We start from the raw sequence: 25240 nt of genomic DNA, 5'->3' as shown, positions 1-25240 counted from the left end.
TACGTCAGACGCCCAGGGCGTCGCTGATCGGGTCGAGGGTGAAGTAGATGACGAACGCGGCCGCGGCCACCCACATGAGCGGGTGGATCGCCTTGATCTTGCCCAGCGCCAGCTTGATGACCACGAACGCCAGGAAGCCCGCACCGATCCCGGCCGTGATCGAGTACGTGAAGGGCATGAGCGCGATCGTGAGGAATGCCGGGATGGCCACCTCGACGTTGTTCCACTTGATGCCCGTGATCTGGGTCATCATGAGGAAGCCGACGAGGACCAGGGCGGGCGCTGCGGCCTCGCTCGGGACCAGGGCGACGAGCGGCGAGAGGAACGTCGCCAGCAGGAACGCGATGCCGGTCACGACAGCCGAGAGGCCTGTGCGAGCCCCCTCGCCCACGCCGGTCGTCGACTCCACGTAGCTCGTGTTGGACGAGACGCTCGCAGCGCCGCCGGCGGCGGCCGCGATCGAGTCGACGACCAGGATCGCGCGCGACCTGGGCGGGTTGCCCGTCTCGTCGAGCAGGCCGCCCTCCGAGCCCACGGCGACCATGGTGCCCATGGTGTCGAAGAAGTCCGCGAGGAGCAGCGAGAAGACGAGCAGCACGACCGTGACGACGCCGACCTTCTCGATCGAGCCCAGCAGCGAGAACTGGCCGAGCAGCCCGAAGTCCGGCACGGAGACCGGGCTGCCGTCGAGGGCCGGGGCGTTCAGGCTCCAGCCGTTCGCCGCACCGGCCCCCTTGGTGCCGACGCCCGCGATCGCCTGGATGACCACCGCGAGAACCGTCGCAGCGAGGATCGAGATGAGGATCGCGCCCCGGACCTTGCGGACCCACAGGACGATCATGAGGACCAGGCCCACCACGAAGACGAGGATGGGCCAGCCCGCGAGCGACCCGGTCGCACCGAGCTGGAGCGGCGTCCCGCCGCCCGAGGCGACGAAGCCCGCGTTGACCAGGCCGACGAGCGCGATGAACAGGCCGATACCGACGCTGATCGCGGTCTTGAGCTCGACCGGGACGGCGCGGAACACGGCCTCCCGGAAGCCCGTGAGGACGAGCACGAGGATGATGAGGCCCTCGATGACCACGATGCCCATCGCGTCGGCCCACGTGACGTCGGGGATCGTGGCGATCGTGAACGCGACGACCGCGTTGAGGCCGAGGCCTGCGGCCAGAGCCATGGGGTAGTTCGCGAAGACGCCCATCGCGATGGTCATGATCCCGGCGACGAGCGCCGTGGTGGCCGCGATCATGGCCATGTTCGGCCCGTCGGTGCCGCCGCCCAGGAAGCGGCCCGTGCCGTCCGCACCCGAGAGGATGATCGGGTTCAGGATGATGATGTAGGACATCGCGAAGAACGTGACGAGACCGCCACGGATCTCCGCGCCGATGGTCGAGCCGCGCTCGGTGATCTTGAAGAAGCGGTCGATGCCGCTGGAACGCGGGGGTGCTTCGCGCTCGTCAGTCGTGGTGGTCATGGGGAGAATGGTGCCAGATGTCGTGTCGCGCCCCCGAATCGGTGGCGTTACGTGCTAGTGAACGACGCTCAGTACGCCCCGTGCCCCGACACCACGGCACGCGCCGTGCGGGCCAGGATCAGGAAGTCGCCGAACATGGTCCAGTTCTCCACGTAGTACACGTCGAGGCGCACGCTCTCCTCCCAGGAGAGGTCCGAGCGGCCACCCACCTGCCACAGGCCCGTGAGGCCCGGCTTGACCAGGAGGCGGCGACGCACCTTCTTCTCGTACTGGCTGACCTCGCGCGGCAGGGGCGGGCGCGGGCCCACGAGGCTCATGTCCCCGCGCAGCACGTTGAAGATCTGGGGCAGCTCGTCGAGCGAGTACCGGCGGATGAAACGACCCACCGGGGTCACGCGCGGGTCGTCGCGGATCTTGAACAGCAGCCCGGACCCCTCGTTCGCCTGCGCGAGCGCCGTGAGGTCGAGCTCCGCGTCCACGCGCATCGAGCGGAACTTGAGCATCGAGAAGGTCTCGCCGTTGCGGCCCACACGCCGCTGCGAGTAGAAGACGGGGCCCTTGCTCGTGAGCCACACCGCGAGACCCACCGTGATCAGCACGGGCAGGAGCAGCACCGTGAGGATCGCCGCGCCGAACCAGTCCGAGATCGACTTGAACACGAACTTGGGGCCCGTGAACCGCGGGGCGTCGACGTGGAGGAGCGACACCGACTCCGCGGGGGTGATGGTGATGCGCGGACCGGCCACGTCGACCAGCTCGGTCGTGAGCATGAGGTCGACCCCGACGGGCTCGAGCTCCCAGCTCAGGTGCCGCACGACGTCCGCGGTCACGGCGTCCGAGCCGCTCACCGCGACGCACCCGGCCTCGACCCGTGCGGCGATCTGGCCCGCGGACCGCAGGTCCCCGAGGATCGGGACGCCCAGGATCGAGTCGCCGTCACGCACAGGGCCGCTGGGGATGCACACCGCCACGACGCGGTAGCCCGAGCTGTCGCGCTCATTGAGGTCGCGGATCAGCCGCTCGGCCTGGTCGCGGTGGCCGATCGCCAGGACAGCGGTCCGGTGCGAGCCGGCGGCACGCTTGCGGTGGAGCCACTGGCGCCAGAGGTAGCGCCCCAGGAGGAGACCCCCGAGCCCCAGGGGGAACGCGACGACGAGGTAGCCGCGCCCCTCCGGGAAGCGGAAGAGGAAGGCGAGGATCGCCAGGACGGCGAACAACCGCCACGAGGAGTCGAAGACCCGCTGGTACTCGGTGGGCCCGCTGCCGACGATCCGCACGTCCCGCGTCTTGGAGAACGCGAGCGAACCTGCCCAGGCGACGCCGATCAGCACGCTCAGGACCAGGTACGGGACGCCGACGTCCTCACGGACCGGCTGGCTGATGAACTTGTCCCAGCGCAGGAAGTAGGCGGCGACGACCCCGACCATGATGGCGAGCGTGTCGGTCGCCACGAGGCGGATCCGGTACGACCTGTCCCAGGAGACCTCGGCGAACGACGCACGGGCCGCCCGGAGAGGAGCAGCAGGCGATGCGGTGAAGATGTGGCGGAGTCCACGACGCGTGTCGTGGATGACGCTTCCGGCCATGGCCCGGCTACCTCTCGATAAAGTCCTGCAGCCGACTTCTTGACTGCGCGGAACGACTCATACTAGGAGCCGCCCTCAGGTAATAAGAATGCTGCGAACGCCTTTTCACCCGGGTGAGAAGGTTGCAGACGCCCGGGTCTCAGCCTTGTGATTCAGCGCTTCCGGGCAGGGAGCACCCGTGGGGGCTGAAGCAAGAATGGGAGTCGGACGACCGTCCAAATAAAGGTCCCGACGAAGTGATCTCCTGGGGGACGCTGCGGTGCGCCACCCCGAAACCTGGACGTGCGTCCAGATCCGAGCGTTCATCGAGCCTTCGGATACTAGCGGCTGTCGAGGCGCCGACGGAACCCTCGTCCATCGTTCGTCTCACACAGGAGAGATGGGCGAGCCCTGGGGTTGTGACGCCGATCACCGGGTGAAAGGGGCATCGTGCCGGAATGAGGGCATTCAGCGGGCCCGGAGCCGCCTCAGCACGCACCGGGGCGCCCCCGCACGGCCGGCACGTCCACTCCGGCCTGCTCGTCGCGCTCGGTCTTTTCACCCGCTCCCCCCTGCACGCGACCGGCACTAGACTCGTCGCGTGCCCTCGATGATCTCCCTCCTGATCCACCCGGAGCGGCGCCGCCCCAACCCGCCGGCGCTCCGCGTCGACCTGCGCCACGTGGCTCTCGTCGGGATGTCCCTCTGGGCGATCGCCCTCGCCGTCTCCCTCGTCCTGCTCGTGCTCGGCCACGCGACGTACGAGGCACCCGCGACGTGCGGCGCCGGCCTCCTGCTCGGGGTCGTCGGGCTCGCGTGGGAGCGCAGGAACCGCGCGGAGTACCGCTCGTCCGAGTGAGCAGCACTCGCCGGGGGCCTTCGTCGGCCCGCTTCCCGCGCCGCCCTCCCGATAGGGGGGACAGCCCCATAGTTCTTCACCTGCCCCGTTCGTAGAGTCGATCACGCGGCGTCTTGTTCTGCGTCCGCCCCCCGATCCACGAGCGGACGATGATGACGGCTAGCAGCGCGGTACTGGACCTCGACCCTCCTCAGTCGAAGGCCCCGTCGGCTCGGCAGCGACAGGTCAGCGACTTCTCCGAGCTGACGCGCATGGTCCAGGAGACCGGGCTCATGCGCCGCCGCTACGCCTACTACTGGGCGCGGTTCGCGGGCATCGTGGCGCTGCTCGCCGCGTGCGGCGTGGGCATGGTCCTCCTGGGCGACTCGTGGTGGCAGCTCGCGATCGCGGGCGCGCTGGGCGTGCTGTTCACGCAGATGGCGTTCCTCGGCCACGACGCGGCGCACCGCCAGATCTTCCGCTCGGGCCAGTGGAACGACTGGGCGAGCCTGGTCATCGCGAACCTCTTCGGCGGGCTCAGCTACGGCTGGTGGCTGCACAAGCACTCCAAGCACCACCAGAAGCCCAACGTCCTGGGTACCGACCCGGACATGATCAACGGCGTCCTCGTGTGGGAGACCGAGACCCTCGAGAAGCCCAAGACCGGGATCCGAGGGTGGCTCGCGTCGCACCAGGGCTACTGGTTCTTCCCGCTCCTGCTCCTCGAGGGCCTCAACCTGCACGTCAACGGCCTCAAGACGATCTTCGGCAAGGAGCCGGTCAAGCGTCGCGCGGTCGAGATCACGTTCGTCACGATCCGGCTCGTCGGGTTCGTCGCAGCGGTCTTCCTGCTCATGCCCGTGGGCATCGCGTTCGCGTTCATCGGCGTCGAGCTCGCCGTGTTCGGCTTTCTCATGGGCGCCTCGTTCGCGCCCAACCACAAGGGCATGCCGGTCATCGCGCCCGACGTCAAGATCGACTTCCTGCGCCGCCAGGTCCTGATGAGCCGCAACATCCGCGGCGGCCGCGCCGTCGACGTCTTCATGGGCGGCCTCAACTTCCAGGTCGAGCACCACCTCTTCCCCAGCATGCCGAGCCCCGCGCTGCGCAAGGTCCGCCCCATGGTCATCGAGTTCTGCCAGGCCAAGGGCATCAAGTACACCGAGACGACGCTGATCGACTCCTACCGGATCGTCATCGCGTACCTCAACCGGGTGGGCATCGCCTCGCGCGACCCGTTCCAGTGCCCCCTGACGGCGCAGTACCGCTCGGCACGCTGAGCACACCGCCGGACGCACCGCCACGGGCCGGTGATCGGGACTAGGTCTCGATCCCGGCCCGACGGCGTGTGGTCCGGTTCGCGTGCACGGACCATCGCGGCACCCACCTCGCGAGCGCGACCGCGCCGAGCAGCCCGATCGACCCGGACGCGACGATCCCGCCCGCGAGGCTGCCGAGCGCAGCCCCTGCCGAGACGACGAGCGGGCCCAGCGCGGCCCCCGAGTCCTGGAAGAGGCGCCAGATCCCGAGGAACTGGGCGCGGACGTCCGGCGGGGCGACGTCGGCCCCGAGCGTCATGAGGATCCCCGAACCGATCCCGTTGCCGAACCCCATGACCATCGCGACGACGGCCACCCCGGCGACCGTGCTCGTGAGCGGCAGCACGACGATCGCCCCGCCCAGGACCACCATGCAGGGGATCGCGACCCACAGCCGACCCATCCGGTCCATGACCTTGCCGGCCGGGTAGAAGAGCAGCATGTCGACCGCACCGGACAGCCCGAAGATCACGCTCGTCGTCGCCGGGCTGAACCCCAGCTGGTCCGACCACAGGGGCAGCACGACCTGGCGCGCCGCACGCGTCGCGCCGACCATGACGACCGCGAGCCCGAGCGTCGCGAACACCCGCCGGTTCTGGACCAGGACGGTCCGGAAGCTCACCGGTGCCACGGTCCTGCGGTGCTCGGTGGACCCGGCCGCGACGTCGGGCACCACGAGCGTCACGAGCCCCGCGAGCAGGCTCGTCCCCACGGCCAGCCAGTACGCAGCCTGCAGGTCCCACACCGCGAGCACGGCCGCCGCCGCGAACGGGCCGACGAACGCCCCGATCCGGTGGGTGCCCGCGAGCGTCGAGAGCGCGCGGGCACGCTTGAGCACGGGCGTGACCTCGGTCAGGTAGGCCTGCCGAGCGAGCATGAAGACCGCGTTGGTCACGCCGACGCAGAACACCCCGGCGCCCAGGACCCACAGGTTGGGCGCGAGCGCGCACGCGACCAGACCCACGACCGACGCCGCGGCGGCCGTCATCATGGCCCGCCGGTCGCCGAACCTCGCCGCGAACGCGCCCGCGGGCACGTCCCCAGCGATCTGCCCGATCCCCAGGAGCGCCACGACGAACCCCGCGAGCGCGATCCCCGCGCCCATCGAGAGAGCGGTCAGCGCGATCACGGGCACGATCGCGCTGACCCCGGCCTCGAACACGAACGTGGGGACGTACACACCGCCCACGAGCCGGCGGTCGAAGATGCCCGAGGGCCCGTCGGTCGAGGGCGCCGCGCGGCTCGCGGGGGCGTCGTCCGACGGCGTCGCGCGGCTCATGCGGCGCTGTCCGTGGTGCTGCGGCTCATCGCGGAGGGTCAGCCCCGTCCCACGCCGACTCGGCGAGCAGCTCGTCGGCCGCGTCGGGGTCCAGGAGCGCGACCTCGAGGAGGTACCGCGTGTCCGCGCGCCCGGCCGCTGCGGCGAGACCGCGTGCGAGGCCCGACGTCGTCGCGGCATGCACCTCCGGGCCGCCACCTCCCGCGCACACCCACCAGTCGACCTCGACACCGTCCACGGTCAGGACGTCGTGCTCGAACCAGTGCTCAGGCACTCCCTCGACGAGCCCTACGACGCGGGCGTCGACCACCTGGCGCGAGCCCTCGCCGTCGGGCAGGGGGACGTCCGTGCTCCTCGGGGTCGGGAGCAGGGGGAGGTCGAGCAGGTCCGCGAGGGCCTCGCCCGCGCGCACGGCGTCACCCGCGCCGTCCGGCGCGACGGGCAGCACGGTCCGCACCTGCGCCCACATGGCGCTCGTCGCGACCGCCAGGTCCTCGGCGGCGACGCACGTCGCGCGCCCCCCGCGCAGGCCGGGCAGCCGCTCGGGCAGCTCGTCGAGCACGTCCGCAGCCGGGACGCGCCGCGCGAGCGCACCCAGCCCGCGCCACACCGCGAGCGAGGCGGTCAGCGGGAGGGGCGTGCCGACGTCGGGCAGCGCGGCGAGGTACCCCGACCAGTCCGCCGGGTCCAGGTCCTCGAGCCGGACGACCCCGCCCAGCGCGCGCACCACCTCGGCGTCCAGACCGCGCACGGCCGGTGGCGGGTCGGCGAGGAAGGGGACGGTGCCCGGCTGCGCCGCGAAGGGCGCGCCGAGGTGCCGGCGCAGCCACCACGCGGTGTAAGAGGGTGCGTCCCCCGCCCGCGCGCTCCCCTGTCCCCGGACGGGATCGAGGAGGGCCGCACGGGCGTCGGGGTCGTGCGCGAGGCGCGCGAGGAAGGCGGGCCAGGCGTCGTCGGCCACGGCGTCGAGGTCCGCGACCCCGTCGAGGTCGCCCACGTACGCCCCGCCGCCGTGCAGTCCCGCGAGGAAGTCCAGGTAGTCGGTCCAGCCTGCGAGCCAGGACTGCGGGTCGGCCGGGTCGGCCGCGTCGTCGGCCAGGTCGGTCCCCCTGGCCCACGGGGTCAGGACGTCCGCGACCCGGTAGACCGACACGTCGGCCTGGACACCCACCGCGCGCAGGACGTCCTCGCTCCACGCGCCCGACGGCTCGGCCTCCGCTGCGAGCGGCACCAGCCCGTCGAGGTGCTCGGCAGCCCACGACCCGGGCAGCACGCACTCACGCGCCGGGGACAGGTCGCCGTCGGCCGTGGGCAGGGGGAGCTCTCCGAGCCAGAAGGGCAGCTCGGCGGGCAGCGCGCCCTCGTCGAGCGCGGCCCGCACCAGGGCGAGCACCTGCCCGACGGCGGAGGGCACCTGGGAGGGTACGTCGCCCTGGGCGGCGTCGGGATCGGGGGCGGGCATGTCGGCCTCGGCGTCCAGCGCGGGCGACCTGCTCGTCCACAGCGCCGGCCCGTCGTCGCCCACGTCCGCGAGGTCGCCCAGGAGAGGGTCGCCGTCCGCGGCCTCGTCCGCGAGATGCAGGACGTGGTCCCTGACCGCGGGCTCCTCGAGGAGCGTGCGCGCCGAGGACACCGTGGCCCCCAGGCGTTCGAGGAGCGGGTGCGCGGCCTCCGGGTGGACGAGCCGCAGGCCGAGCGAGCGCGCGAGCGCGAGGAACGGCGAGGAACCAGCGGCGCCGGACGCGCCGTCCGCGCCCGGGACCTCGTCGCCCGGGCTCAGCAGGAGCGTGCCGCGCGCCCCCCGCACCGTGCGGCCGTCCGCGAGCGGCACCGTGACCGCCCCGAGCGCGTCGAGCACCCCCGGCTGCCCCCGGTGCGGCGCGAGGACCGCGTAGACCTCGCGCCAGCTGCTGGGCCCCATGCCCGCGGGGAGCTCGTCGAGCACGTCGGCCAGGTCACGGGACTGCACGCCCAACGAGCGCGCGACCGCGAGGAACGGCGACGGGACGTCCACGAGCCCGGGCACCCAGCGCCCGAGGACCCGGAGCACGTCCGGGTCGCGGCCCACCTCGCCCGCGAGGACCTGGGCGTCGCGCGGCGCGACGAGGTACCGAGCGGCGTCAGGCTCGTCCTGGTCGTCCCTGTGCGCCGTCGCCGCTCTGTCCTCCCTGACCGGGGCGAGCAGCCGTGTGCCCCGCAGGGCGTCGAGGGCCACCTCACGGATCCGCGCGTCGACCTCGCTCGTGGGCAGGCCCGTCGGGACGAGCCCGAGGACGTTGCCGGGGACATGGCCGGGGACGTGGCTGCGGCCGATGCCGGGAAGGTGACCGGTCTGGACGTCCGGCACCGAGGCCGCGATGCTCGCGCCGCCCGCGTCCCACGCCGCCAGTCGGGCGAGGAGACGCGCATAGGCCTCGCCCGCCCGCGCCGCAAGATCCTCCGTCACGGGGCCGGGCAGGACGTGACGCCTGCTCGGGTCGAGCGGGAAGGACGCGATGAGGAGCGCGGGGAAGGTCAGCCGCTCGTCCGTCGGGGTGGGCGCGTGCAGCAGGCCGGAGACCGCGGTCGGCTCGTGCGGCAGGGCCCACAGGAGCGACCACCCCGCGTGCTGTTGCTCGACCGGGAGCGACGCGAGCAGGTCGGCGGAGCTCTCCCCTGCCTCACGCAGCACGGTCCACCGTGCATCGGCGTCCTGGAGGTGGCGCACCTCGCCGGTGTCCGCGACGACCACGACGACCTCGGCGAGCGCGGGCAGAGCGAGGAGCAGCGCGTCGTCGAGCTCGTCGAGCTGGTGACGCACTGCCAGGACCGCCTGCTCGTCCCGCAGACGCAGCGACACGACGGTGTCCGGCGCCCACGGTCCGCCCGGTTCGCGAGCGCCCTCCGCACGGTCGGGACCCGCGAGGTCCCGGCCCTGCGACGGCTCGAGCCCGGCGAGCGTCGGACCTGCGGGCGACGCCGGCAGCGGGTCCGTGGGGAACGGGAGCCGCAGCACCGGGAGCGCGGCTCCCCGTTCGAGGACCGCTGCCGCGAGCCGGTCTGCGTCCGCCTGCTCCGCACGCTCCCCCCCGGGCGCTCGCGTGAGCCCGTCCAGGGCGTCACGCGTGCGGTCGAGCGAGAACACGACGCCGCCCAGCGTCGACCGGACCACGATCTCGTCGGCCACCGACCGCACGGCCGCGAAGCCCACGCCGAACCGGCCCACGCGCCCGGGCCCCTCGCCCACTGGCTGGAGCTCCGCCGTCGGGCCGGAACCGGACGCCGTGGCGGGGAAGGCCCGGCGTGCCCCGTCCGATGCGCGCTTCGTGGGGACGACCTTCGCCGAGGCGCGCATCGACGCCAACGACGCGACACCGCGCGCGTCCAGGGGCTCGCCCGAGTTCTCGGCCGTGAGCCACCAGGACCCCGAAGCGTCCGGCGCGAGGCGCAGGACCAGACGGCCCGGGGCGCGCGCGTGCGCCGCGGCGTCGGCCGCGTTCTGCGCCAGCTCGACGACCACGCGGTCGCGGTAGTAGCCGCGCGCGTGGTCCTCCTCGGTGTTCGCGTCCTCGCGGAAGCGAGTCGGCGACGCGAGCCACGCCTCCGTGACAGCCCGGCGCAGGGCCGCTGTCCCGAAGGCGTCCTCGGTCACCGTGTGGGCTCGTCCGGTGCCGCGCCCTCGCCCGGGTCGGAGGGCTCGTCGCCCGGCCCGTCACCCGAGGATCCGGCCGACGAGGTCCCCGGCTCGGGCAGCGTGATGCGCGACAGCGCGAGCTGGATGCTTGCCTCGACCTCGGCCGAACGCTCCACGGCGGCAGCCTCGGCAGGGACCTCGACGTCGACCGGGACGTCGACACGCACCGTGCCGCCGTCCGCCGCCGGCTCGGCCGTCTCGCTCGACGCCTGCGCAGCGTCGAGGAGCTGGACGATCTCGACGTCCATCTCGTCGATCAACGGGTCCGGCGCGGGCCAGTCCGTCGGGTGCGGCTCGACGTCCGTCTCGGAGTGCGCCCCGCACCCGTGGTCGAGGCTCACGACCTTGCCGTCGTCGGGGGACCACGGGTTGGCGCAGACCGCGAAGAGCTGCCCGAGCGCCCCCTGGAGCGGGACCAGGAAGCCGCACGACCCGCACTCGGCGCTCGACGCGACCGCGCCCGGCGCCGTGGGGCCCCGCGTGCCGCGGTACCAGCGCTCGGCGGCCTCGTCCCGACCCTGCGGCGAGAGGACACGGACGCGAGCGAGCGCGAGCTCCTCGATCGCGACCTCGTCCTGCTCCTCGTCGCCCGTCGGCACGTAGCCCGGCTCGAGGCGCGGGTCGTCCGCCTGGAAGGGCAGGACGTCGCCCGCACCGATGTCGCCGGGGCGCAGACGCTCCGACCACGGCAGCCACTCGGGAGCCAGGATCGCGCCGTCGCCCGGCAGGAGCTCGACCTCGCACACCGTCGCGACCCGACCGCGCGGCACACGCGCGAGCGTCACCGTCCAGCGCCACCCCCGGTACCCGAGCATGGTGCAGGCGAACAGGTGGGAGATCAGGCGGTCCTCGACGGCGAGGGTCCCCAGGTGCTCCCCGACGTCCCCGGGGTGCTCGGCGACCTGCTCCGCCGCGGCGCGCGCCAGGTCCACCGCACCCGTGAGCACGGCGTCCTTGGCGGCGCGCGCGCTCACGCGACGAACGGTCGGTCCTTCAGCGGCGGCCACGGCAGCCATGTCATGCCTCCAGGTCGTCGGCGACAGCGCGCAGGACCCGGGCGATCTGGGCTCCCTTGGCGGCGTCCGGGTAGCGGCCACGGCGCAGCGAACCGCCCACCTGGTCCATCACCTTGATGAGGTCCTCGATCGCGACCCCGAGCTCCTCGGCGGGGCGACGCTGCGCCTTGGCGACCGAGGGCGCCGGGTCGAGCAGCTTGATCGCGAGCGCCTGCGGGCCCCGGCGGCCGTCGGCCACACCGAACTCCACCCGGGCACCGGGCTTGGGCGCAGCAGCGCCGTCGGGCAGCGCGGAAGCGTGCAGGAAGACCTCGTCTCCCTCATCGCTGGCGATGAAGCCGAACCCTCGTTCGGTGTCGAACCACTTGACCTTGCCGGTGGGCACGTGAACCTCGTTTGTGCTCGTGGGAATCAGAACTCTCAGGTTACCGGGCGCGCGCCCTGACCGTCGCATCCGCCCGGCCGCGTCCGGGAGCGGGCTCCGGGTGAGAAACGCGCGACGCGACGGCCCGCGATCCGCACGGCCCCGCGGGCACCCTCCGCAGAGGGGAGAACTCCCCATGGGAGGGGGCGGCGCCGCGCCGTCCGGCTCCACTAGCCTTCAGGCGACCGCCGGCCCCGCAGCGCCGGACGCGCCGCCCCCGACACACGAGGTTCGTCATGACCACGCCGCCCACCTTCCCGCCCGCCGACCCCTCCGGGGCGTGGCAGCAGCCTGCCGGCTCCCCTCCTCCCGTCCCGGGAACCGTCAGGCCCTCGCGCCTGCGCACGGGCCTGGTCCTGGGTGGCGCAGCGACCGCCGCGCTCGTCCTGGTGGGCGGCGGGGTCTTCGCCTACACGACCCTCGACGGCGGCGGTGCGCAGCCCGAGGCCGCGCTCCCGGACACTGCGATCGCCTACGTGCGTGTCGACCTGGACCCGTCGGCCACCCAGAAGGTCAACCTCCTGCGCCTCGCGAACCGCTTCCCGGACCTCGCGAAGGACCTCGACGTCGACCTCAGCGAGACCGCGGACCTGCGTGAGCTCCTGGTCGACGCGATCGCCGGGAGCAGCGGGTGCACGGTCGACTTCGCGGCCGACGTCGAGCCGTGGCTGGGCCAGCGTGCGGGGCTCGCGTCCCTCCCGGCCGCTGAGGACGGCGCCGAGCCCGAGCCCGTCGTGGTCCTCCAGGTGACCGACGAGGGGGCGGCCCGCACGGCCATCGAGGCCGCGCTGGGCTGCGGGGACGGCGTCGAGCCCGCACAGGTCGCGTTCACCGACGGGTACGCGCTCATCACGTCCGAGACGCTCGCCGCCGCGGACGTCGCGGCCGCCGCGAACAAGGCCTCGCTCGCGGACGACCCGCTCTTCGTGGCGGACACGAAGGCCCTGGGCGACGCCGGGCTGGTCTCGTTCTGGGTTGACGTCCAGGGCACCAAGGGCCTGCTGGAGGACTCTCTCGCCGGTCAGGGGGGCGCCGAGGAGACGACGGCGGCGCTCGCCGAGCTCGACGGCGTCACCTCGGTCTCGGGGGCGCTGCGCGCCGGCTCCGACCACCTCGAGCTCGCGTTCGCGGTCGGGGCCGACGACGCGACCCTCACGCCCCTCGATGGTGCGGGGACCTCTCTCCTGACCGGGCTCCCCGACACCACGCTGTTCGCGTCGGCGGGCACGGTCGACCCGGCGTCGATCGACGAGGCGTGGGAGCAGCTGAGCACGCTCGCCGACACGTTCGGTTCCAGCGGGCTGGGCGGCCTGGAGGACCTCGGCGGCCTGGGCGGCGGCGACCTGCTCGACGACGACTGGTCGCTGTCCTCGAACCCGGTCGGCACGACCGTGCTGCCCACGGTGACCGAGGCCGAGTGCGCCGCGCTGCTCGCGCAGCCCGAGTACGCCGCCGACTTCTCCGGGCTCGGCCTCACGGCCGAGGAGGAGGCCGAGTACAAGAGGACCTACGACGAGGCCTTCATGTCGTCGTGCACCGGGACCGACGTGGGCCTGGGTGCCGACGACCTGGGGACCGACGACCTCTACGGCGACGACTACCTGACGGACGACCTGTTCGGGGACGACTACTCGGAGACGTCCGACGACGACCTGCTGCCCAGCGGTCTCGGCTTCCAGGAGACGGTCGACGAGCTCGAGAAGTCGTTCGACATCAGGCTGCCCGAGGACCTCAAGACGCTCCTGGGCGAGCAGATCGTCGTCGCGCTCGACTCCGCAGGTCTCGACGACGTCTCGTCGGTGACGGGTCCCGGAGACGTGAGCTTCGGAGCACGCACGATCGGTGACAAGGCGGCCCTCGAGGACCTCCTGGGTCGGATCGACGCGATCCTCGTGGACGCCGGGGCCGACAAGCTCTCGAGCGCCACGACCGAGGACGGCCTCGTGATCGCGTCGAACGACGACTACGCGGCCCAGCTCGCCGCCGACGGCAAGCTGGGCTCGAAGCCCGCGTTCACGACCGTCGTGCCCGACGCGAGGTCGGCAGGCTCGGCGGTGTTCGTCGACATCGACGCGATCGAGAAGATCGCCCGCGCCAACATCGACGCGCTGGGTGGCGACGACTCGTGGATCGCCTACGTCGAGCCCCTGCAGGCCTTCGGCGTGTCGACCCGGGTCGACGGCGGGCACGCCCTGTCGAGCGTGCGCCTCAGCTTCGACTGACCGCAGCGCGCCGGGCCGGCGGCCCGTGAGGTCGCCGCCCGCCAGCGCGACAGCGCGACAGCGCGCCGCGCAGATCGACGGCCGGTCACGGGATCCTCGTGGCCGGCCCCGGTGCTCCCGGATCGAGGGGCACGGCGATCCCTGGGAGCGCGGGCGGCAGTGGCTGTTTCGTCGGACCAGCCGACCACCGGGCACCGGGCACCGGGCACCGGGCACCGTTGCCGAGCGCGGGACAGGGGATGTCTGCGCAGCGCTTTCCGGTGGGCGGGACTGGCGTTCGCTGAGCAGGACGGGGATTCGCTCGGCGAACGCCCCTCGACAAGGCCCCGGGTTGGCGGGCTCACAGCCAGGCTCAACCCGCTGGGTCGATCGGCGTCGACGAGCGCGAGCGCGCCAGGCCCGCCCCACGATCAGCCGGCTCGTCGCGAGGCTCAGCCCGCGAGATCCAGCACGCCGAGCAGCTCGGGGTCCGCCCCGGCGACGAGCAGCCGGGCGCGCATCGCGGCCGCCGCGAGCGCGTAGGGGCGGTCGTCCCCCAGCAGCAGGGACCGCGAGTTGGCGGCCTCGTCGAGGGCCAGCAGCTCGAACGCGAGGACCTCGGCCTCGGCCTGGTCGATCGCGAGCTCGCCCGCTGCCACCGCCGCCCTCGTCTGCGCCTCGACGTAGCCGTACCAGTCCGCGAGCGCCGACCGCACAGCGGCGTTCACAGGACCCGGCTTGGAGTCGACGTCGGCCGCGGTCGCGGCGAAGAAGCAGCCGCCCGTGAAGACCCTGTCCCTCGAGTACACGAGAGCGTTCCGCAGCAGCACGACCAGGCGACGCAGGCCCCTCGGCTCGGTGCGCGCCGGCTCGACGATGGTCGCGACGAAGATCTCCCGTGCCGCGACGACGGTCGCGAGCTGCAAACCCTCCTTGCCGTGGAAGAGCGTGGCGATGCTGCTCTTGCTGCGGCCCGACGCCTCGGCCAGGCGGCCGATCGTCAGTCCGTCGAGCCCCTCGACCGATGCGAGGTCCGTCGCGCGTGCGAGCACGTCCCGCCGTGACGCGTCACCACGGGCTCGTCGACCGTCCAGGGCTGCGAGTTCTGCCATCCCCCTAGTGTACGAACGATCGTTCGCGTAATCTACAGAACGAACGATCGTACGCATTCATCTGGAGGAGACATGCCCGTCCTGAACAGCGCGGTCGGCCGCGGCGTGCGCGCCGTCGCCACCGTCTCCCCGGGGCTCGCCGGCCGCTTCGCGCTGCGAGCCTTCTTCGTCACCGCTCCCCGCATCCCCGTGCGCGATGCCGACACGTCCACCCACCACACCGCGCGGCGAGCAACGCTCGTCGTCCGCGGCCGGGAGCTCACGAGCTACGGGTGGGGGTCCGGGGAGCGCACGGTGCTGCTGGTCCACGGGTGGCGCGGGCGCGCGTCCCAGCTCTCTCCCCTGGTTCGCGAGCTCGTCGCCGAGGGCTTCCACGTCGTGTCGTTCGACGCCCCGGCGCACGGCACGTCTCCGGGCGGTCCGGCCGACATCCGCGACTGGGTCGCGGCGACCGAGGCCCTGCAGCGCGTCCACGGCCCGTTCCACGCACTCGTCGGGCACTCGTTGGGCGCCCTGGCCGCACTCACCGCGGCCCGCTCGACCGTCCCGACGCGACGCGTCGCGGTCGTCTCGGGCGTGGGCAGCCCCGATCCGTATCTCACCCAGTTCGGGCGCGACCTGGGCCTGGACGCCCGCACGCTGACCCACGTCGAGGCCCGTTTCCTCGCCCGGCTCGGCGAGGACCGGGCCTCCGCCTCAGCCCGCTACGACGCCGTGACCCACCTGTTGCCGGCGACGACCGAGCTCCTCGTGGTGCACGACCGCGGCGACCGACGGATGCCTGACCTGGACGCGCGGCGGCTGCACGCTGCCCACGGCGACCGGTCTCGCCTGGTCCTCACGTCCGGGTTCGGCCACACCAAGGTCCTCTCGTCCGACCTCGCCCTCGACGCCCTCACCGCGTTCGTCACGGGCGGGCTCGACGCGGTCGACTCCCTCGACGTCGCCGAGGTCGGGGCGCGGGCGCTCGATCCGCACGCCCCGCGCACACCGGTCGACGCGCGACGCTCCGCACGGCCCCAGGTCGGCGCGTGACCGCCGCGGCACAGCACCGCCGCGACCATCCGCGCCTCGAGGACCCGGGTGAGGCGCACCCCCGACCCGCGTAGCATCGGACGAATGGCCTCAACGCCTCCGGCTCCGCGCCGGACCTTCCCCGAGGCTCTTCGCTCCCGCAGCGACGAGCAACTCGTCGCGCTGCTGATGCAGCGCCCTGACCTGGCCACTCCTTCGCCGTCGACCCTGCGTTCGCTCGCAGCACGCGCCACCAGCCGTACCAGCCTGGACCGGGCCGTCGCCCGTCTCGACGCCCTCGAGCTGCAGGTGCTCGACTCCGTCCTGGTCCTCGGGGACCAGCCCTCCGCCCCGGCCGCTCCTCGCGCGCCCGTCACGATCGACCGTCTTCTCACGGCCCTGGCCACGGAGCCCGCCGACGCCCCGCTCGTCCGCGCCGCTGTCGCGCACCTGCTCGAGGGGGCCCTGCTGTGGGACCGGGGCACCTCCGACTCCTCGGACCCCTCGGCCGCGACCGACCTGGCCGTCGCCCCGGGCCTGTCCGAGGTCCTGGGCCCCTACCCGGCCGGGCTCGGCCCCGCCGACCCGTCCTCTCCGCTCGGCCACGCGCCGTCGGGCGTGGCGCCGGACGACGCGGCCACCGCCCTCGAGGCCCTCCTCACCGACGCTCCCCCCGGGGCCCGGAGCATCCTCGACGCCCTGACCTGGGGGCCGCCCGTCGGGGTCGCGCCGCGCGCCGACCCCGTGGGCCGCGAGGCCACGACGTGGCTCCTGCGCCACCGCCTGCTCCTCGCCTCCGACGAGCGCCACGTCGTCCTGCCCCGCGAGGTCGCGCTCACGCTGCGCGGCGGGCGCACGCACGCGAGCACGGCCGCGCACCCGCCCCAGCCCGACGCCCCGCACTTCGCCGAGGACACCATCACGGCCGAGGCGGCCCGCGCGGCCCAGGACGTGGTCCGGCTCGTCGCGCACCTCCTCGCCCTGTGGCAGGCCTCGCCCCCGAGCGTGCTGCGCGCCGGCGGGCTGGGCGTGCGGGACCTGCGTCGTCTCGCGACGACGCTCGAGGTCGACGAACCGACCGCGGCGTTCGTGGCCGAGCTCGCGCTCGCGACGGGCCTGGTCGTCGACGACGGCGAGGACCCGCCCTCGTTCACCGTGACGCTCGCGGGCGAGGACTGGCTCGACCTGCCGCTCGCGAGCCGCTGGGCCGCGCTCGCCGCAGCCTGGGCCGCGTCCGGGCGCACGCCGTGGACCATCGGCAGCCGCGACGAGCGCGGCACCCTCCGCGCGGCCCTCGAACCCGACCTGAGCCGCCCGTGGGTCCCGCGCCTGCGGTTCGACCTCCTCTCGGCCCTCGCCGACCGTCCCGGGCAGGCGCTCGGCCCGGCGGACCTGCTCGAGGTCCTGCGCTGGGGATCGCCACGCGCCACTCCCCCGGCCCAGGCCGTCGAGGGGCTGGTCCGCGAGGCCGCGCTCCTGGGCGTCACGGGGGTGGGCGCGCTCGCCCCGACAGGTCGCGCGCTCCTGCTCCCCGTGCCCGACGGCGCCGTGAGCGCGCCGGAGACTGCGCTCGTGCACGCCCTCGAGTCGGTCCTGCCGCCCGAGGTCGACGAGCTGCTCGTCCAGGGCGACCTCACCGGGATCGTGCCGGGGCGCCCGAGCGGGGCCCTCGAGCGGCTCCTCGAGGACGCCGCGGACGTCGAGTCGCGCGGGGCCGCGATCACGGTCCGGTTCACGCCCGAGTCGCTGACCCGGGCGTTCGACGCCGGCCGCAGCGCCGAGGACCTGCTCACCGAGCTCGCCGCGCACTCGCGCACGCCCCTCCCGCAGCCGCTCGACTACCTCGTGCGCGACACCGCCCGGCGGCACGGCAGGCTGCGCGTCGGGACGGCGTCGAGCTACGTCCGTGCCGAGGACCCCGCGCTCCTCACGGGTCTCGTCGAGGACCCGGCGCTGCGCCACCTCGCGCTGTTCCGAGTCGCCCCCACGGTCCTGGCCGCGCTCGTGCCGGCCGCGACGCTCCAGGCCGCCCTCCGCGACCGCGGCCTCGCGTCCATGGTCGAGGGGCCCGACGGGCGGGTCGTGCGCACCGAGCGCGTCCGGTCGACGGTCCGTTCTCGCGTGGGCGGGCGACGCCCGCTGGACACGGCCACCCGGGGGCGCTCCGCCGTCGGGCCGGGAACGGCCGCGCGGGACGGCGCCGCCCTGGACACCACGGCCCGACGTGAGCGGTACGCCGAGCTCGTCCCGCGCCTGCGCGCGGCCGACGACGCCGCGCTCGCCGCGCCACCCGCGTCGGCGAGCCGCGAGGCCGCTCCGCCCGTGCCGCGCGGAACAACCGAACCCCCTGCCGCGTTGGGACTCCTGCGCGACGCGATCGACGCGGGAGACCACGTGGTCCTCGAGACGATCGACCCGACAGGTCAGCCGACCCGCCGCCGCGTGAAGCCCCTGGTCCTCGAAGGGGGGCGCCTGCGCGCCCTCGACCCGGCGCGCGACGCCGAGCTGACCGTCGCGGTCCACCGCATCGCGGGCGTCTTCACCGACGTCCCCGCGCCCACCGTCGTCCAGGACGACACGAGCGACGTCGCCTCCACGGACGCCTCCGCGGGGGCGCCGAACGACTAGCCCGCACCACCCGCGCCACGACACGACGCACCACCCGGAAGGACGCACATGGCCGACGGCCCCCTGATCGTGCAGAGCGACAAGTCGCTGCTGCTCGAGGTCGATCACCCGCTCTCCGGCGACGCCCGCCGGGCCATCGCCCCGTTCGCCGAGCTCGAACGAGCTCCCGAGCACGTCCACACCTACCGGCTCACCCCGCTGGGTCTGTGGAACGCACGGGCCGCGGGCCACGACGCGGAGCAGGTCGTCAACGTCCTGCTCCAGTACAGCCGCTACCCCGTGCCGCACGCGCTGCTCGTCGACGTCGCGGAGACCATGTCGCGCTACGGGCGGCTCCAGCTCGTCGCGCACCCCACGCACGGCCTGGTGCTCCAGGCGACCGACAAGGCCGTGCTCGCCGAGGTCCTCAAGTCCAAGCGGACGGCGGGGCTCGTCGGCGAGCGCCTGGGCGACGACTCCGTGGTGGTGCACCCGTCCGAGCGCGGGCACCTCAAGCAGGTGCTGCTCAAGCTCGGCTGGCCCGCCGAGGACCTCGCGGGCTACGTCGACGGCGAGAAGCACCCGATCGACCTGTCGCCGACCGACCCTGCGCACGAGGACAAGCCCTGGGCCATGCGCCCCTACCAGCAGCAGGCCGTCGACGGGTTCTGGCACGGCGGCAGCGGCGTCGTCGTGCTCCCCTGCGGTGCGGGCAAGACGATCGTCGGGGCCGGGGCCATGGCGAAGTCCGGGACCACGACGCTGATCCTCGTCACCAACACCGTGAGCGCGCGCCAGTGGCGTGACGAGCTGGTGCGGCGCACGACGTTGACCGAGGACGAGATCGGCGAGTACTCGGGCGCCCGCAAGGAGATCAAGCCCGTCACGATCGCGACGTACCAGGTGCTCACGACCAAGCGGAAGGGCGTCTACACGCACCTCGAGCTGCTCGACGCACGCGACTGGGGCCTCGTGGTCTACGACGAGGTCCACCTGCTGCCGGCCCCCATCTTCCGCATGACGGCGGACCTCCAGGCGCGCCGCCGCCTGGGCCTGACCGCGACGCTCGTGCGCGAGGACGGTCGGGAGGACGAGGTCTTCAGCCTGATCGGACCCAAGCGGTACGACGCGCCCTGGAAGGACATCGAGGCCCAGGGCTACATCGCGCCCGCGGACTGCGTCGAGGTGCGGCTCACGCTCCCCGACCGTGACCGCATGGCGTACGCGACGGCAGAGCCCGAGGACAAGTACCGGCTCGCCGCGACGGCGCCGGGCAAGAACCGGGTCGTCGAGCAGATCGCGGCCGCGCACCCGGACGACCAGGTCCTCGTGATCGGCCAGTACCTCGACCAGCTCGAGGAGCTCGGCGAGCACCTCGACGCGCCCGTCATCACGGGCGCCACGACGGTGCGCGAGCGTCAGCGCCTGTTCGAGGCGTTCCGCTCCGGGGAGATCAACCGGCTCGTCGTGTCGAAGGTCGCGAACTTCTCGATCGACCTGCCCGAGGCCTCGGTCGCGATCCAGGTGTCGGGGTCGTTCGGGTCACGCCAGGAGGAGGCGCAGCGCCTGGGACGCATCATGCGACCCAAGCAGGACGGTCGTACCGCGCACTTCTACGCCGTGGTCTCGCGCGACACCGTGGACCAGGACTTCGCGGCGCACCGGCAGCGCTTCCTGGCGGAGCAGGGGTATGCGTACCGCATCGTCGACGCGGAGGACCTGGACGTCGTGCAGTAGAGGGCGGGGGGTCCGCGACGCAGGAGCGCGGCACCCGCCCGGCACGGAACGACGACCAGTCCGACCGCAGGTTGAGAGGACCTGGACGTCGTGCAGCAGAGGGCGGGGGCCCGCGACGCAGGAGCGCGGCACCCGCCCGGCACGGCGGTCGGATCGCCGGCGCGGGTCTCCGGGGAGGGGTGTGTTGTTCGTGGAGCCACCACAATGGTGGTGGCTCCCCGAACGACACACCCCACCCCCGGCCCTGCCTCCGATGCCCGAGACCCCACCGGGGGCGCTCCTGGTCGACGGGCAGGCTCCGCCGTCGGGCGGCGGGCCCGCCGCAGCTCAGAGCTCTCGGTAGTAGTGCACGAGGGGCAGGGCCGTGAATCCGCTCGCCTCGTACATGGCTCGCGCAGGGCCGTGCCCGTCGTCGCCGCCGGTCCAGACGCTCGCGTACGCGCACCCTGCTTCTCTCATCAGGTCCAGGCAGGCGTCGGTGAGGGCGCGTCCCACTCCCGCCCGGTGGGCCGACGGGTCGACGGCGATGAGCTCGAGGTCACCGGTCCGCAAGCCGTCCGCGTCGTGCGCCCCCAGGACCACGGAGGCGAACCCGACGACCTGTCCGTCGACCTCCGCGACGAGCGTCGTCGCGGCGTGCTGGGCGCACGTCGTGCGCACCGTCGCGGCCTGGATCCGGCGCCAGTCCGGATAGGCGAGCGCGTAGATCGCCTCACCGAGGAGGGCGCGCCACGCGTCGTACACCGGCTCCCAGGCGCGGAGCGAGAGATCCGTCAGATGCTCGGTGTCGGTGGGCTGGAAGGGCCTGATCGTCGTGGTCACGGCGCGAGCGTGGCACCCCCCGACGCACGGTCGCCAGCCATTTCCTCGGGCGGGTCGGCCGGCAGCGAGGTTCAGCGCCCCTCGGTACCCACGCGACGCGCACCCGACGCGAACCCGAGCCACGTGTGACGGTTGCCCGCCCAGCACCAGCCGACCTTGGGCGCTCCGCGGCGTTCCTTGCCGTCGCGCCCCGTGCCGTTGGAGATCCACACCGCAGGCGTGCGGGAGTCGAGGCGCCCCTTGTCCTTGCGGAGCCGCGACCCGATCGTCATGAAGCAGTGGTTGCGCGCCACGACGTCGGGCGCCTGCAGGGCCCAGTGGATCCCCTCGCTGAGGACGAGGGGCGTGCGCCCCCGCCGGACGATCTCCGGCAGCGCCTCGTCGGGGGACCAGTTCGCCATGTCGTCCCCACGCTCGACGTCCGTCACCACGTAGAGCGCCTCCTCGGGCAGCTCGAGCCCTTCGAGGGGCTCGAACCGGTCCACGTCGTCCATGTCGACCACGACGAAACCTTCCTTGTCCCCCAGCCGGAGCAGCGGCGCGAGGACGGACGGTGCGGCGAGACGCGGGTGGACGGCGAGCAATCCGCCGTCGGGCACGCTCGCCGCAAGGCGCCCGACGGCGTCACGCACCTCGCGCCCGGACAGCCCGGCGAGGTCGTGGACGCCGAGCGCGATCAAGCGCTCCGCCTGGTCGGCCAGCGACGGCAGGGGCAGGAGCGCGGACGGGGTCGCGCCCGGGGTGCCGGACGACAGCGTCGTGGGGTCGGGCGACCGGACGGAAGGGGCTGCAGCGGGCGAGGACGTCGTCGTGCGGGGTGTCATGAGGACCTCTCGTCGGGGGCGTGACGCTCGGAGAACACTGTACGCCGTACGAATATTCCCCTCCGGTGCCGACCGGCACCCGACGACGAGCACCCACCACCCGAGGTGGCTGCAACGCCTGAAAGGTCCGGATCACCCCGATCCGGCCTCCGACGAAGGCCGGGTGAAATGCCCACCGGTGTCCGGAATCGCGATTGCGGGTCTGCTCGCCCTGGGAAAGGATCACGAGGTGACCTCGTCGTCCGAAACAGCCGCGCCCTCTCGCCCTGCCCGCACGCCCCGGTCCGCGGTGCGCACCTGGCTCTCCCTGGTCGCCCTCGGCGCACTGGGACTCGCGACGTTCGCCTCACCCGCCGTCGCCGCCGGACCGACCTGGCACGGCCAGGCAGATGCCTCGGCGCCGGTCACGACGACCGTGCCCGCCACCACCACGAGCCGCCTGCCCGCCGCGCAACCCCTCGACCTCCCAGGCCGCATCACCGACCCCGAGGGGGTCCTGGGGAGCCAGACCGACGAGGTCGAGGCCGCGATGGACCGCCTCGAGGCCGACACCCCGTACCAGCTCTACGTCGTGTACGTCGACACGTTCGACGGCCAGGACGCCCAGACCTGGGCCACCGCGACCGCCAACCTGTCAGGGCTGGGCCGGGACGACGTCCTGCTCGCCGTCGCGACCGAAGACCGTCGCTACGACCTCTCGGCCGACAACAACATCGGGCTCTCGGACGCCTCTCTCGACAAGGTCCAGGCCGCGGTCGAGGACGAGCTCAGCCAGGAGGAGTGGGCGCAGTCCGCGATCGTCGCCGCGAACACGCTGCGCACCGAGGCGACCGGTTCGTCGTCGTCGGGCGGGTCCGGCTGGCTGATCGTCCTCGTCGTGGGGCTGCTCGTCATCGCAGGCTTCTTCGTCGTCCGCTCGCTCCTGCGCAAGCGCCGCGGCACGGCCGCCCAGCCGGGCGGTCCCGACGAGGCCGACGAGCTCTCGCAGCTCCCGACCGACGAGCTCAACCGCCGCTCCAGCTCGGCCCTCGTCGCGATCGACGACGCCATCAAGACCTCCGAGCAGGAGCTCGGCTTCGCCCAGGCACAGTTCGGCCTCGAGGCGACCAAGGAGTTCCAGGCGGCGCTCGAGACGGGCAAGCAGAAGGTCTCGCAGGCGTTCGCGCTGCGCCAGCAGCTCGACGACCAGACCCCCGAGACGGAGCCCGTCTCGCGCTCCCTCATGGCCCAGATCATCACGTTGTGCGGCGAGGTCGCGGCCTCGCTCGACGCCGAGTCCGCCCAGTTCGACGAGCTGCGCGACCTCCAGTCCCGCGCCCCCGAGGTGCTCGACACCGTCGAGCGTCGCGCCGGAGAGGTCGAGGCCCGCATCGCCCCTGCCCGCAGCACGCTCGCAGGACTCTTCGCGACCTACCCCGAGGCCGCGCTCGCGTCGGTCGCGGCCAACCCCGACCAGGCCGCACAGCTCCTCACGGGCGCCCGCGAGGCCGTCGCCGCAGGACGCGAGGCCCTCGAGGGCAAGGACCGAGCGTCGGCCGTCGCGCACGCCCGCGCCGCCGAGAACGCCGTGGGGCAGGCCGTCGTGCTCCTCGACGCGGTCGACTCCGCGGGCGGCGACCTGGCCCAGGCCGGCAAGCGCCTCGACGTGGCCGTCGCCTCGATCACCGCGGACATCGCCGACGCTGCGCGCCTCGCCCCGGGCGACCCGGCCGTGACCGCCCGGTCCACCGAGGCCCAGGCCGCCGTGGCCGACGCCCAGGCCGCACGCAACGGCGGCGACCCGCTCGCGGCACTGCGTCGGCTCACAGACGCCGAGGCAGCGATCGACGCGGCCCTCGCTCCGTTCCGCGAGAGCGCCGAGCAGGCCGCGCGCGCGTCCGCGCTGCTGCGCGACACCCTCGGCCGGGTCGACTCGCAGATCCGCGCGACCAACTCGTTCATCGAGACCCGGCGCGGCGCCGTCGGGCCCGAGGCACGGACCCGGCTCTCCGAGGCCATCCGCTACCTCGGCGAGGCACGGGCCCTGCAGCCCACCGATCCCGTCCGCGCCCTCGCCACGGCCCAGCAGGCCGACTCCCTCGCCCAGTCCGCAGCCCAGCTGGCCCAGCGCGACGCGGCCGCGTGGGAGCAGCAGCAGAACGGTCCCGGCATGTTCGGCGGCGGCGGCTCGGGAGGCGGGAGCAACGTCGGCGGCATGGTTCTCGGCGGCATCCTCCTCGACCAGATCCTGCGCGGCGGAGGCGGCGGAGGCCGTCGCTCGAGCGGGGGGTTCGGCGGAGGCTTCGGCGGCGGCGGGTTCGGCGGAGGCGGTTCGTCCGGCCGGTCCTCGCGCGGTTCGTCCGGCGGCCGTTCGTCGGGCGGACGCTCCAGCAGAGGAGGACGGTTCTAGGGGCCGGACCCGCAGGTCGCACCCCCGCGCACCACGTCGTCGCGACAGCACCGCGTACACGCACCCACGAGCAGGAAGGCACGACCGATGGCAGAGAAGCAGAGCATCTTCGGACGCATCACCCAGCTGGCCAAGGCGAACATCAACGCGCTCCTCGACGGCGCCGAGGACCCGCAGAAGATGCTGGACCAGCTCGTCCGCGACTACACGAACAGCATCGCCGACGCCGAGCAGGCCGTCGCGCAGACCATCGGGAACCTCCGCCTCGCCGAGCAGGACTACAACGAGGACGTCGCCGCCGTGCGCGAGTGGGGCGACAAGGCCGCGGCCGCGTCCGCGCGCGCGGACCAGTACCGGTCCGCGGGCGACTCGGCCAACGCCGACAAGTTCGACAACCTCGCCAAGGTCGCCCTCCAGAAGCAGATCTCCGCGGAGGGCGAGGTCCGCCAGGCCGAGCCCCTCATCTCCTCGCAGCGCGAGACGGTCGAGAAGCTCAAGACCGGGCTCGCGCAGATGAAGAACAAGCTGGGCGAGCTCAAGTCCAAGCGCGACTCGCTGGTCGCGCGGCAGAAGTCCGCCGAGGCGCAGCAGACCGTCCAGGGGGCGATCAGCTCGATCAACGTCCTCGACCCCACGAGCGAGGTCTCGCGCTTCGAGGAGAAGGTGCGCCGCGAGGAGGCCAAGGCGCTCGGCCAGGCCGAGGTCGCCGCGTCCTCGCTCGACGCGCAGTTCGAGGAGCTCGAGACCTCGGGGGCCAACATCGAGATCGAGGCGCGGCTCGCGGCGCTCAAGAGCGGCGGCTCGTCCCCCGCGCCGCAGATCTCTCCCACGACGGTGACCTCGATCGAGGCCGGCACGCAGGACGCGCCCAGCGAGTGGTAGGCGCCTGACGGCTCGCACGGGGCAGGGCACCCCACGCACGGCGACGGCCGGTGACCACGAGGTC

Annotated in this window: 17 protein-coding genes; 8 read left to right on the top strand and 9 right to left on the bottom strand. The window is 73.5% G+C overall.

The genetic code is table 11. The features are described 5' to 3' along the window. Positions 1 to 4: 4 nt before the first annotated feature. Positions 5 to 1474, bottom strand: a complete 1470-nt coding sequence (locus ACFWFR_RS03015) for an NCS2 family permease (protein WP_377621087.1) — start codon at positions 1472 to 1474, stop codon at positions 5 to 7. A gap of 68 nt (positions 1475 to 1542) precedes the next feature. Further along, positions 1543 to 3060, bottom strand: a complete 1518-nt coding sequence (locus ACFWFR_RS03010; protein WP_191801966.1) for a sugar transferase — start codon at positions 3058 to 3060, stop codon at positions 1543 to 1545. A gap of 589 nt (positions 3061 to 3649) precedes the next feature. Between ACFWFR_RS03010 and ACFWFR_RS03005 the strand changes: the two genes are divergently transcribed. Both ACFWFR_RS03005 and ACFWFR_RS03000 read left to right on the top strand, forming a co-directional pair. After that, a complete protein-coding gene (locus tag ACFWFR_RS03005) occupies positions 3650 to 3898 on the top strand; it encodes a DUF2530 domain-containing protein (RefSeq protein WP_225220090.1) in 249 nt (82 codons plus the stop codon). Positions 3899 to 4047: 149 nt separating this feature from the next. Then, positions 4048 to 5157 carry a fatty acid desaturase family protein gene (locus ACFWFR_RS03000; protein WP_377619435.1) on the top strand — a complete coding sequence of 370 codons (1110 nt, stop codon included), beginning with the start codon at positions 4048 to 4050 and terminating at the stop codon, positions 5155 to 5157. A 40-nt stretch (positions 5158 to 5197) separates the two neighbouring features. On the opposite strand, the gene ACFWFR_RS02995 is transcribed toward ACFWFR_RS03000, so the two are convergent. The 4 genes from ACFWFR_RS02995 to ACFWFR_RS02980 are packed head-to-tail and all read right to left on the bottom strand — an operon-like array spanning position 5198 to position 11549. Continuing rightward, positions 5198 to 6475 (bottom strand): MFS transporter, encoded by a 1278-nt coding sequence (locus tag ACFWFR_RS02995; protein WP_191801973.1) that lies wholly within the window; start codon positions 6473 to 6475, stop codon positions 5198 to 5200. Between the two features lie 25 nt (positions 6476 to 6500). Next, a complete protein-coding gene (locus tag ACFWFR_RS02990; RefSeq protein WP_377621086.1) occupies positions 6501 to 10106 on the bottom strand; it encodes an ATP-binding protein in 3606 nt (1201 codons plus the stop codon). Then, complete coding sequence (locus ACFWFR_RS02985; RefSeq protein WP_377621085.1) at positions 10103 to 11164, bottom strand: DUF3027 domain-containing protein; 1062 nt, start codon at positions 11162 to 11164, stop codon at positions 10103 to 10105. Before ACFWFR_RS02985 ends, ACFWFR_RS02990 begins: the two co-directional genes overlap by 4 nt. Position 11165: 1 nt before the next feature. After that, positions 11166 to 11549 carry a cold-shock protein gene (locus tag ACFWFR_RS02980; RefSeq protein ID WP_056645398.1) on the bottom strand — a complete coding sequence of 128 codons (384 nt, stop codon included), beginning with the start codon at positions 11547 to 11549 and terminating at the stop codon, positions 11166 to 11168. A gap of 275 nt (positions 11550 to 11824) precedes the next feature. Here ACFWFR_RS02980 and ACFWFR_RS02975 point away from each other — a divergent pair, with 275 nt between their 5' ends. Beyond that, entirely contained in the window at positions 11825 to 13810 is a 1986-nt protein-coding gene (locus ACFWFR_RS02975; protein ID WP_377621083.1) for a DUF3352 domain-containing protein, read from the top strand. Between the two features lie 431 nt (positions 13811 to 14241). Here ACFWFR_RS02975 and ACFWFR_RS02970 read toward each other — a convergent pair whose 3' ends face one another. Next, on the bottom strand, positions 14242 to 14901 hold the full coding sequence (locus tag ACFWFR_RS02970) for a TetR/AcrR family transcriptional regulator (protein ID WP_377621082.1): 660 nt from the start codon (positions 14899 to 14901) through the stop codon (positions 14242 to 14244). 72 nt (positions 14902 to 14973) lie between these two features. Between ACFWFR_RS02970 and ACFWFR_RS02965 the strand changes: the two genes are divergently transcribed. The 3 genes from ACFWFR_RS02965 to ACFWFR_RS02955 all read left to right on the top strand — a co-directional run bounded on the left by ACFWFR_RS02965 (position 14974) and on the right by ACFWFR_RS02955 (position 20259). Further along, positions 14974 to 15936 (top strand): alpha/beta hydrolase family protein, encoded by a 963-nt coding sequence (locus tag ACFWFR_RS02965; RefSeq protein ID WP_377621080.1) that lies wholly within the window; start codon positions 14974 to 14976, stop codon positions 15934 to 15936. Between the two features lie 84 nt (positions 15937 to 16020). Beyond that, positions 16021 to 18543 (top strand): helicase-associated domain-containing protein, encoded by a 2523-nt coding sequence (locus ACFWFR_RS02960; RefSeq protein ID WP_377621079.1) that lies wholly within the window; start codon positions 16021 to 16023, stop codon positions 18541 to 18543. A 48-nt stretch (positions 18544 to 18591) separates the two neighbouring features. Further along, positions 18592 to 20259, top strand: a complete 1668-nt coding sequence (locus ACFWFR_RS02955) for a DNA repair helicase XPB (protein ID WP_191801988.1) — start codon at positions 18592 to 18594, stop codon at positions 20257 to 20259. A 327-nt stretch (positions 20260 to 20586) separates the two neighbouring features. Here ACFWFR_RS02955 and ACFWFR_RS02950 read toward each other — a convergent pair whose 3' ends face one another. Beyond that, the gene (locus ACFWFR_RS02950) at positions 20587 to 21081 is read right to left on the bottom strand and encodes a GNAT family N-acetyltransferase (RefSeq protein ID WP_377621078.1); all 495 of its coding nucleotides are present in this window, start codon (positions 21079 to 21081) and stop codon (positions 20587 to 20589) included. Positions 21082 to 21152: 71 nt separating this feature from the next. Next, on the bottom strand, positions 21153 to 21905 hold the full coding sequence (locus ACFWFR_RS02945) for a DUF5701 family protein (protein ID WP_377621076.1): 753 nt from the start codon (positions 21903 to 21905) through the stop codon (positions 21153 to 21155). Positions 21906 to 22134: 229 nt separating this feature from the next. Between ACFWFR_RS02945 and ACFWFR_RS02940 the strand changes: the two genes are divergently transcribed. Both ACFWFR_RS02940 and ACFWFR_RS02935 read left to right on the top strand, forming a co-directional pair. Then, positions 22135 to 24294: a TPM domain-containing protein gene (locus tag ACFWFR_RS02940; RefSeq protein WP_377621075.1), complete on the top strand. Its 2160-nt coding sequence runs from the start codon at positions 22135 to 22137 to the stop codon at positions 24292 to 24294. An 87-nt stretch (positions 24295 to 24381) separates the two neighbouring features. Then, a complete protein-coding gene (locus ACFWFR_RS02935; protein WP_191801991.1) occupies positions 24382 to 25176 on the top strand; it encodes a PspA/IM30 family protein in 795 nt (264 codons plus the stop codon). The last annotated feature ends 64 nt before the right edge of the window (positions 25177 to 25240 follow it).

Origin of the sequence: Oerskovia sp. NPDC060287, from assembly GCF_042726775.1 — a bacterium.
GTDB classification, from domain to species: Bacteria; Actinomycetota; Actinomycetes; order Actinomycetales; family Cellulomonadaceae; genus Oerskovia; species Oerskovia merdavium.
The sequence above is the reverse complement of the archived record's forward strand: the minus strand, read 5'-3'. Positions and strand labels throughout refer to the sequence as shown.

Bases quoted from the DNA above. Each gene is read 5' to 3' on its own strand.
- ACFWFR_RS03015 (WP_377621087.1), bottom strand. From the start codon at position 1,474: ATGACCACCACGACTGACGAGCGCGAAGCACCCCCGCGTTCCAGCGGC.
- ACFWFR_RS03010 (WP_191801966.1), bottom strand. From the start codon at position 3,060: ATGGCCGGAAGCGTCATCCACGACACGCGTCGTGGACTCCGCCACATC.
- ACFWFR_RS03005 (WP_225220090.1), top strand. From the start codon at position 3,650: ATGATCTCCCTCCTGATCCACCCGGAGCGGCGCCGCCCCAACCCGCCG.
- ACFWFR_RS03000 (WP_377619435.1), top strand. From the start codon at position 4,048: ATGATGACGGCTAGCAGCGCGGTACTGGACCTCGACCCTCCTCAGTCG.
- ACFWFR_RS02995 (WP_191801973.1), bottom strand. From the start codon at position 6,475: ATGAGCCGCGCGACGCCGTCGGACGACGCCCCCGCGAGCCGCGCGGCG.
- ACFWFR_RS02985 (WP_377621085.1), bottom strand. From the start codon at position 11,164: ATGGCTGCCGTGGCCGCCGCTGAAGGACCGACCGTTCGTCGCGTGAGC.
- ACFWFR_RS02975 (WP_377621083.1), top strand. From the start codon at position 11,825: ATGACCACGCCGCCCACCTTCCCGCCCGCCGACCCCTCCGGGGCGTGG.
- ACFWFR_RS02970 (WP_377621082.1), bottom strand. From the start codon at position 14,901: ATGGCAGAACTCGCAGCCCTGGACGGTCGACGAGCCCGTGGTGACGCG.
- ACFWFR_RS02965 (WP_377621080.1), top strand. From the start codon at position 14,974: ATGCCCGTCCTGAACAGCGCGGTCGGCCGCGGCGTGCGCGCCGTCGCC.
- ACFWFR_RS02960 (WP_377621079.1), top strand. From the start codon at position 16,021: ATGGCCTCAACGCCTCCGGCTCCGCGCCGGACCTTCCCCGAGGCTCTT.
- ACFWFR_RS02955 (WP_191801988.1), top strand. From the start codon at position 18,592: ATGGCCGACGGCCCCCTGATCGTGCAGAGCGACAAGTCGCTGCTGCTC.
- ACFWFR_RS02945 (WP_377621076.1), bottom strand. From the start codon at position 21,905: ATGACACCCCGCACGACGACGTCCTCGCCCGCTGCAGCCCCTTCCGTC.
- ACFWFR_RS02935 (WP_191801991.1), top strand. From the start codon at position 24,382: ATGGCAGAGAAGCAGAGCATCTTCGGACGCATCACCCAGCTGGCCAAG.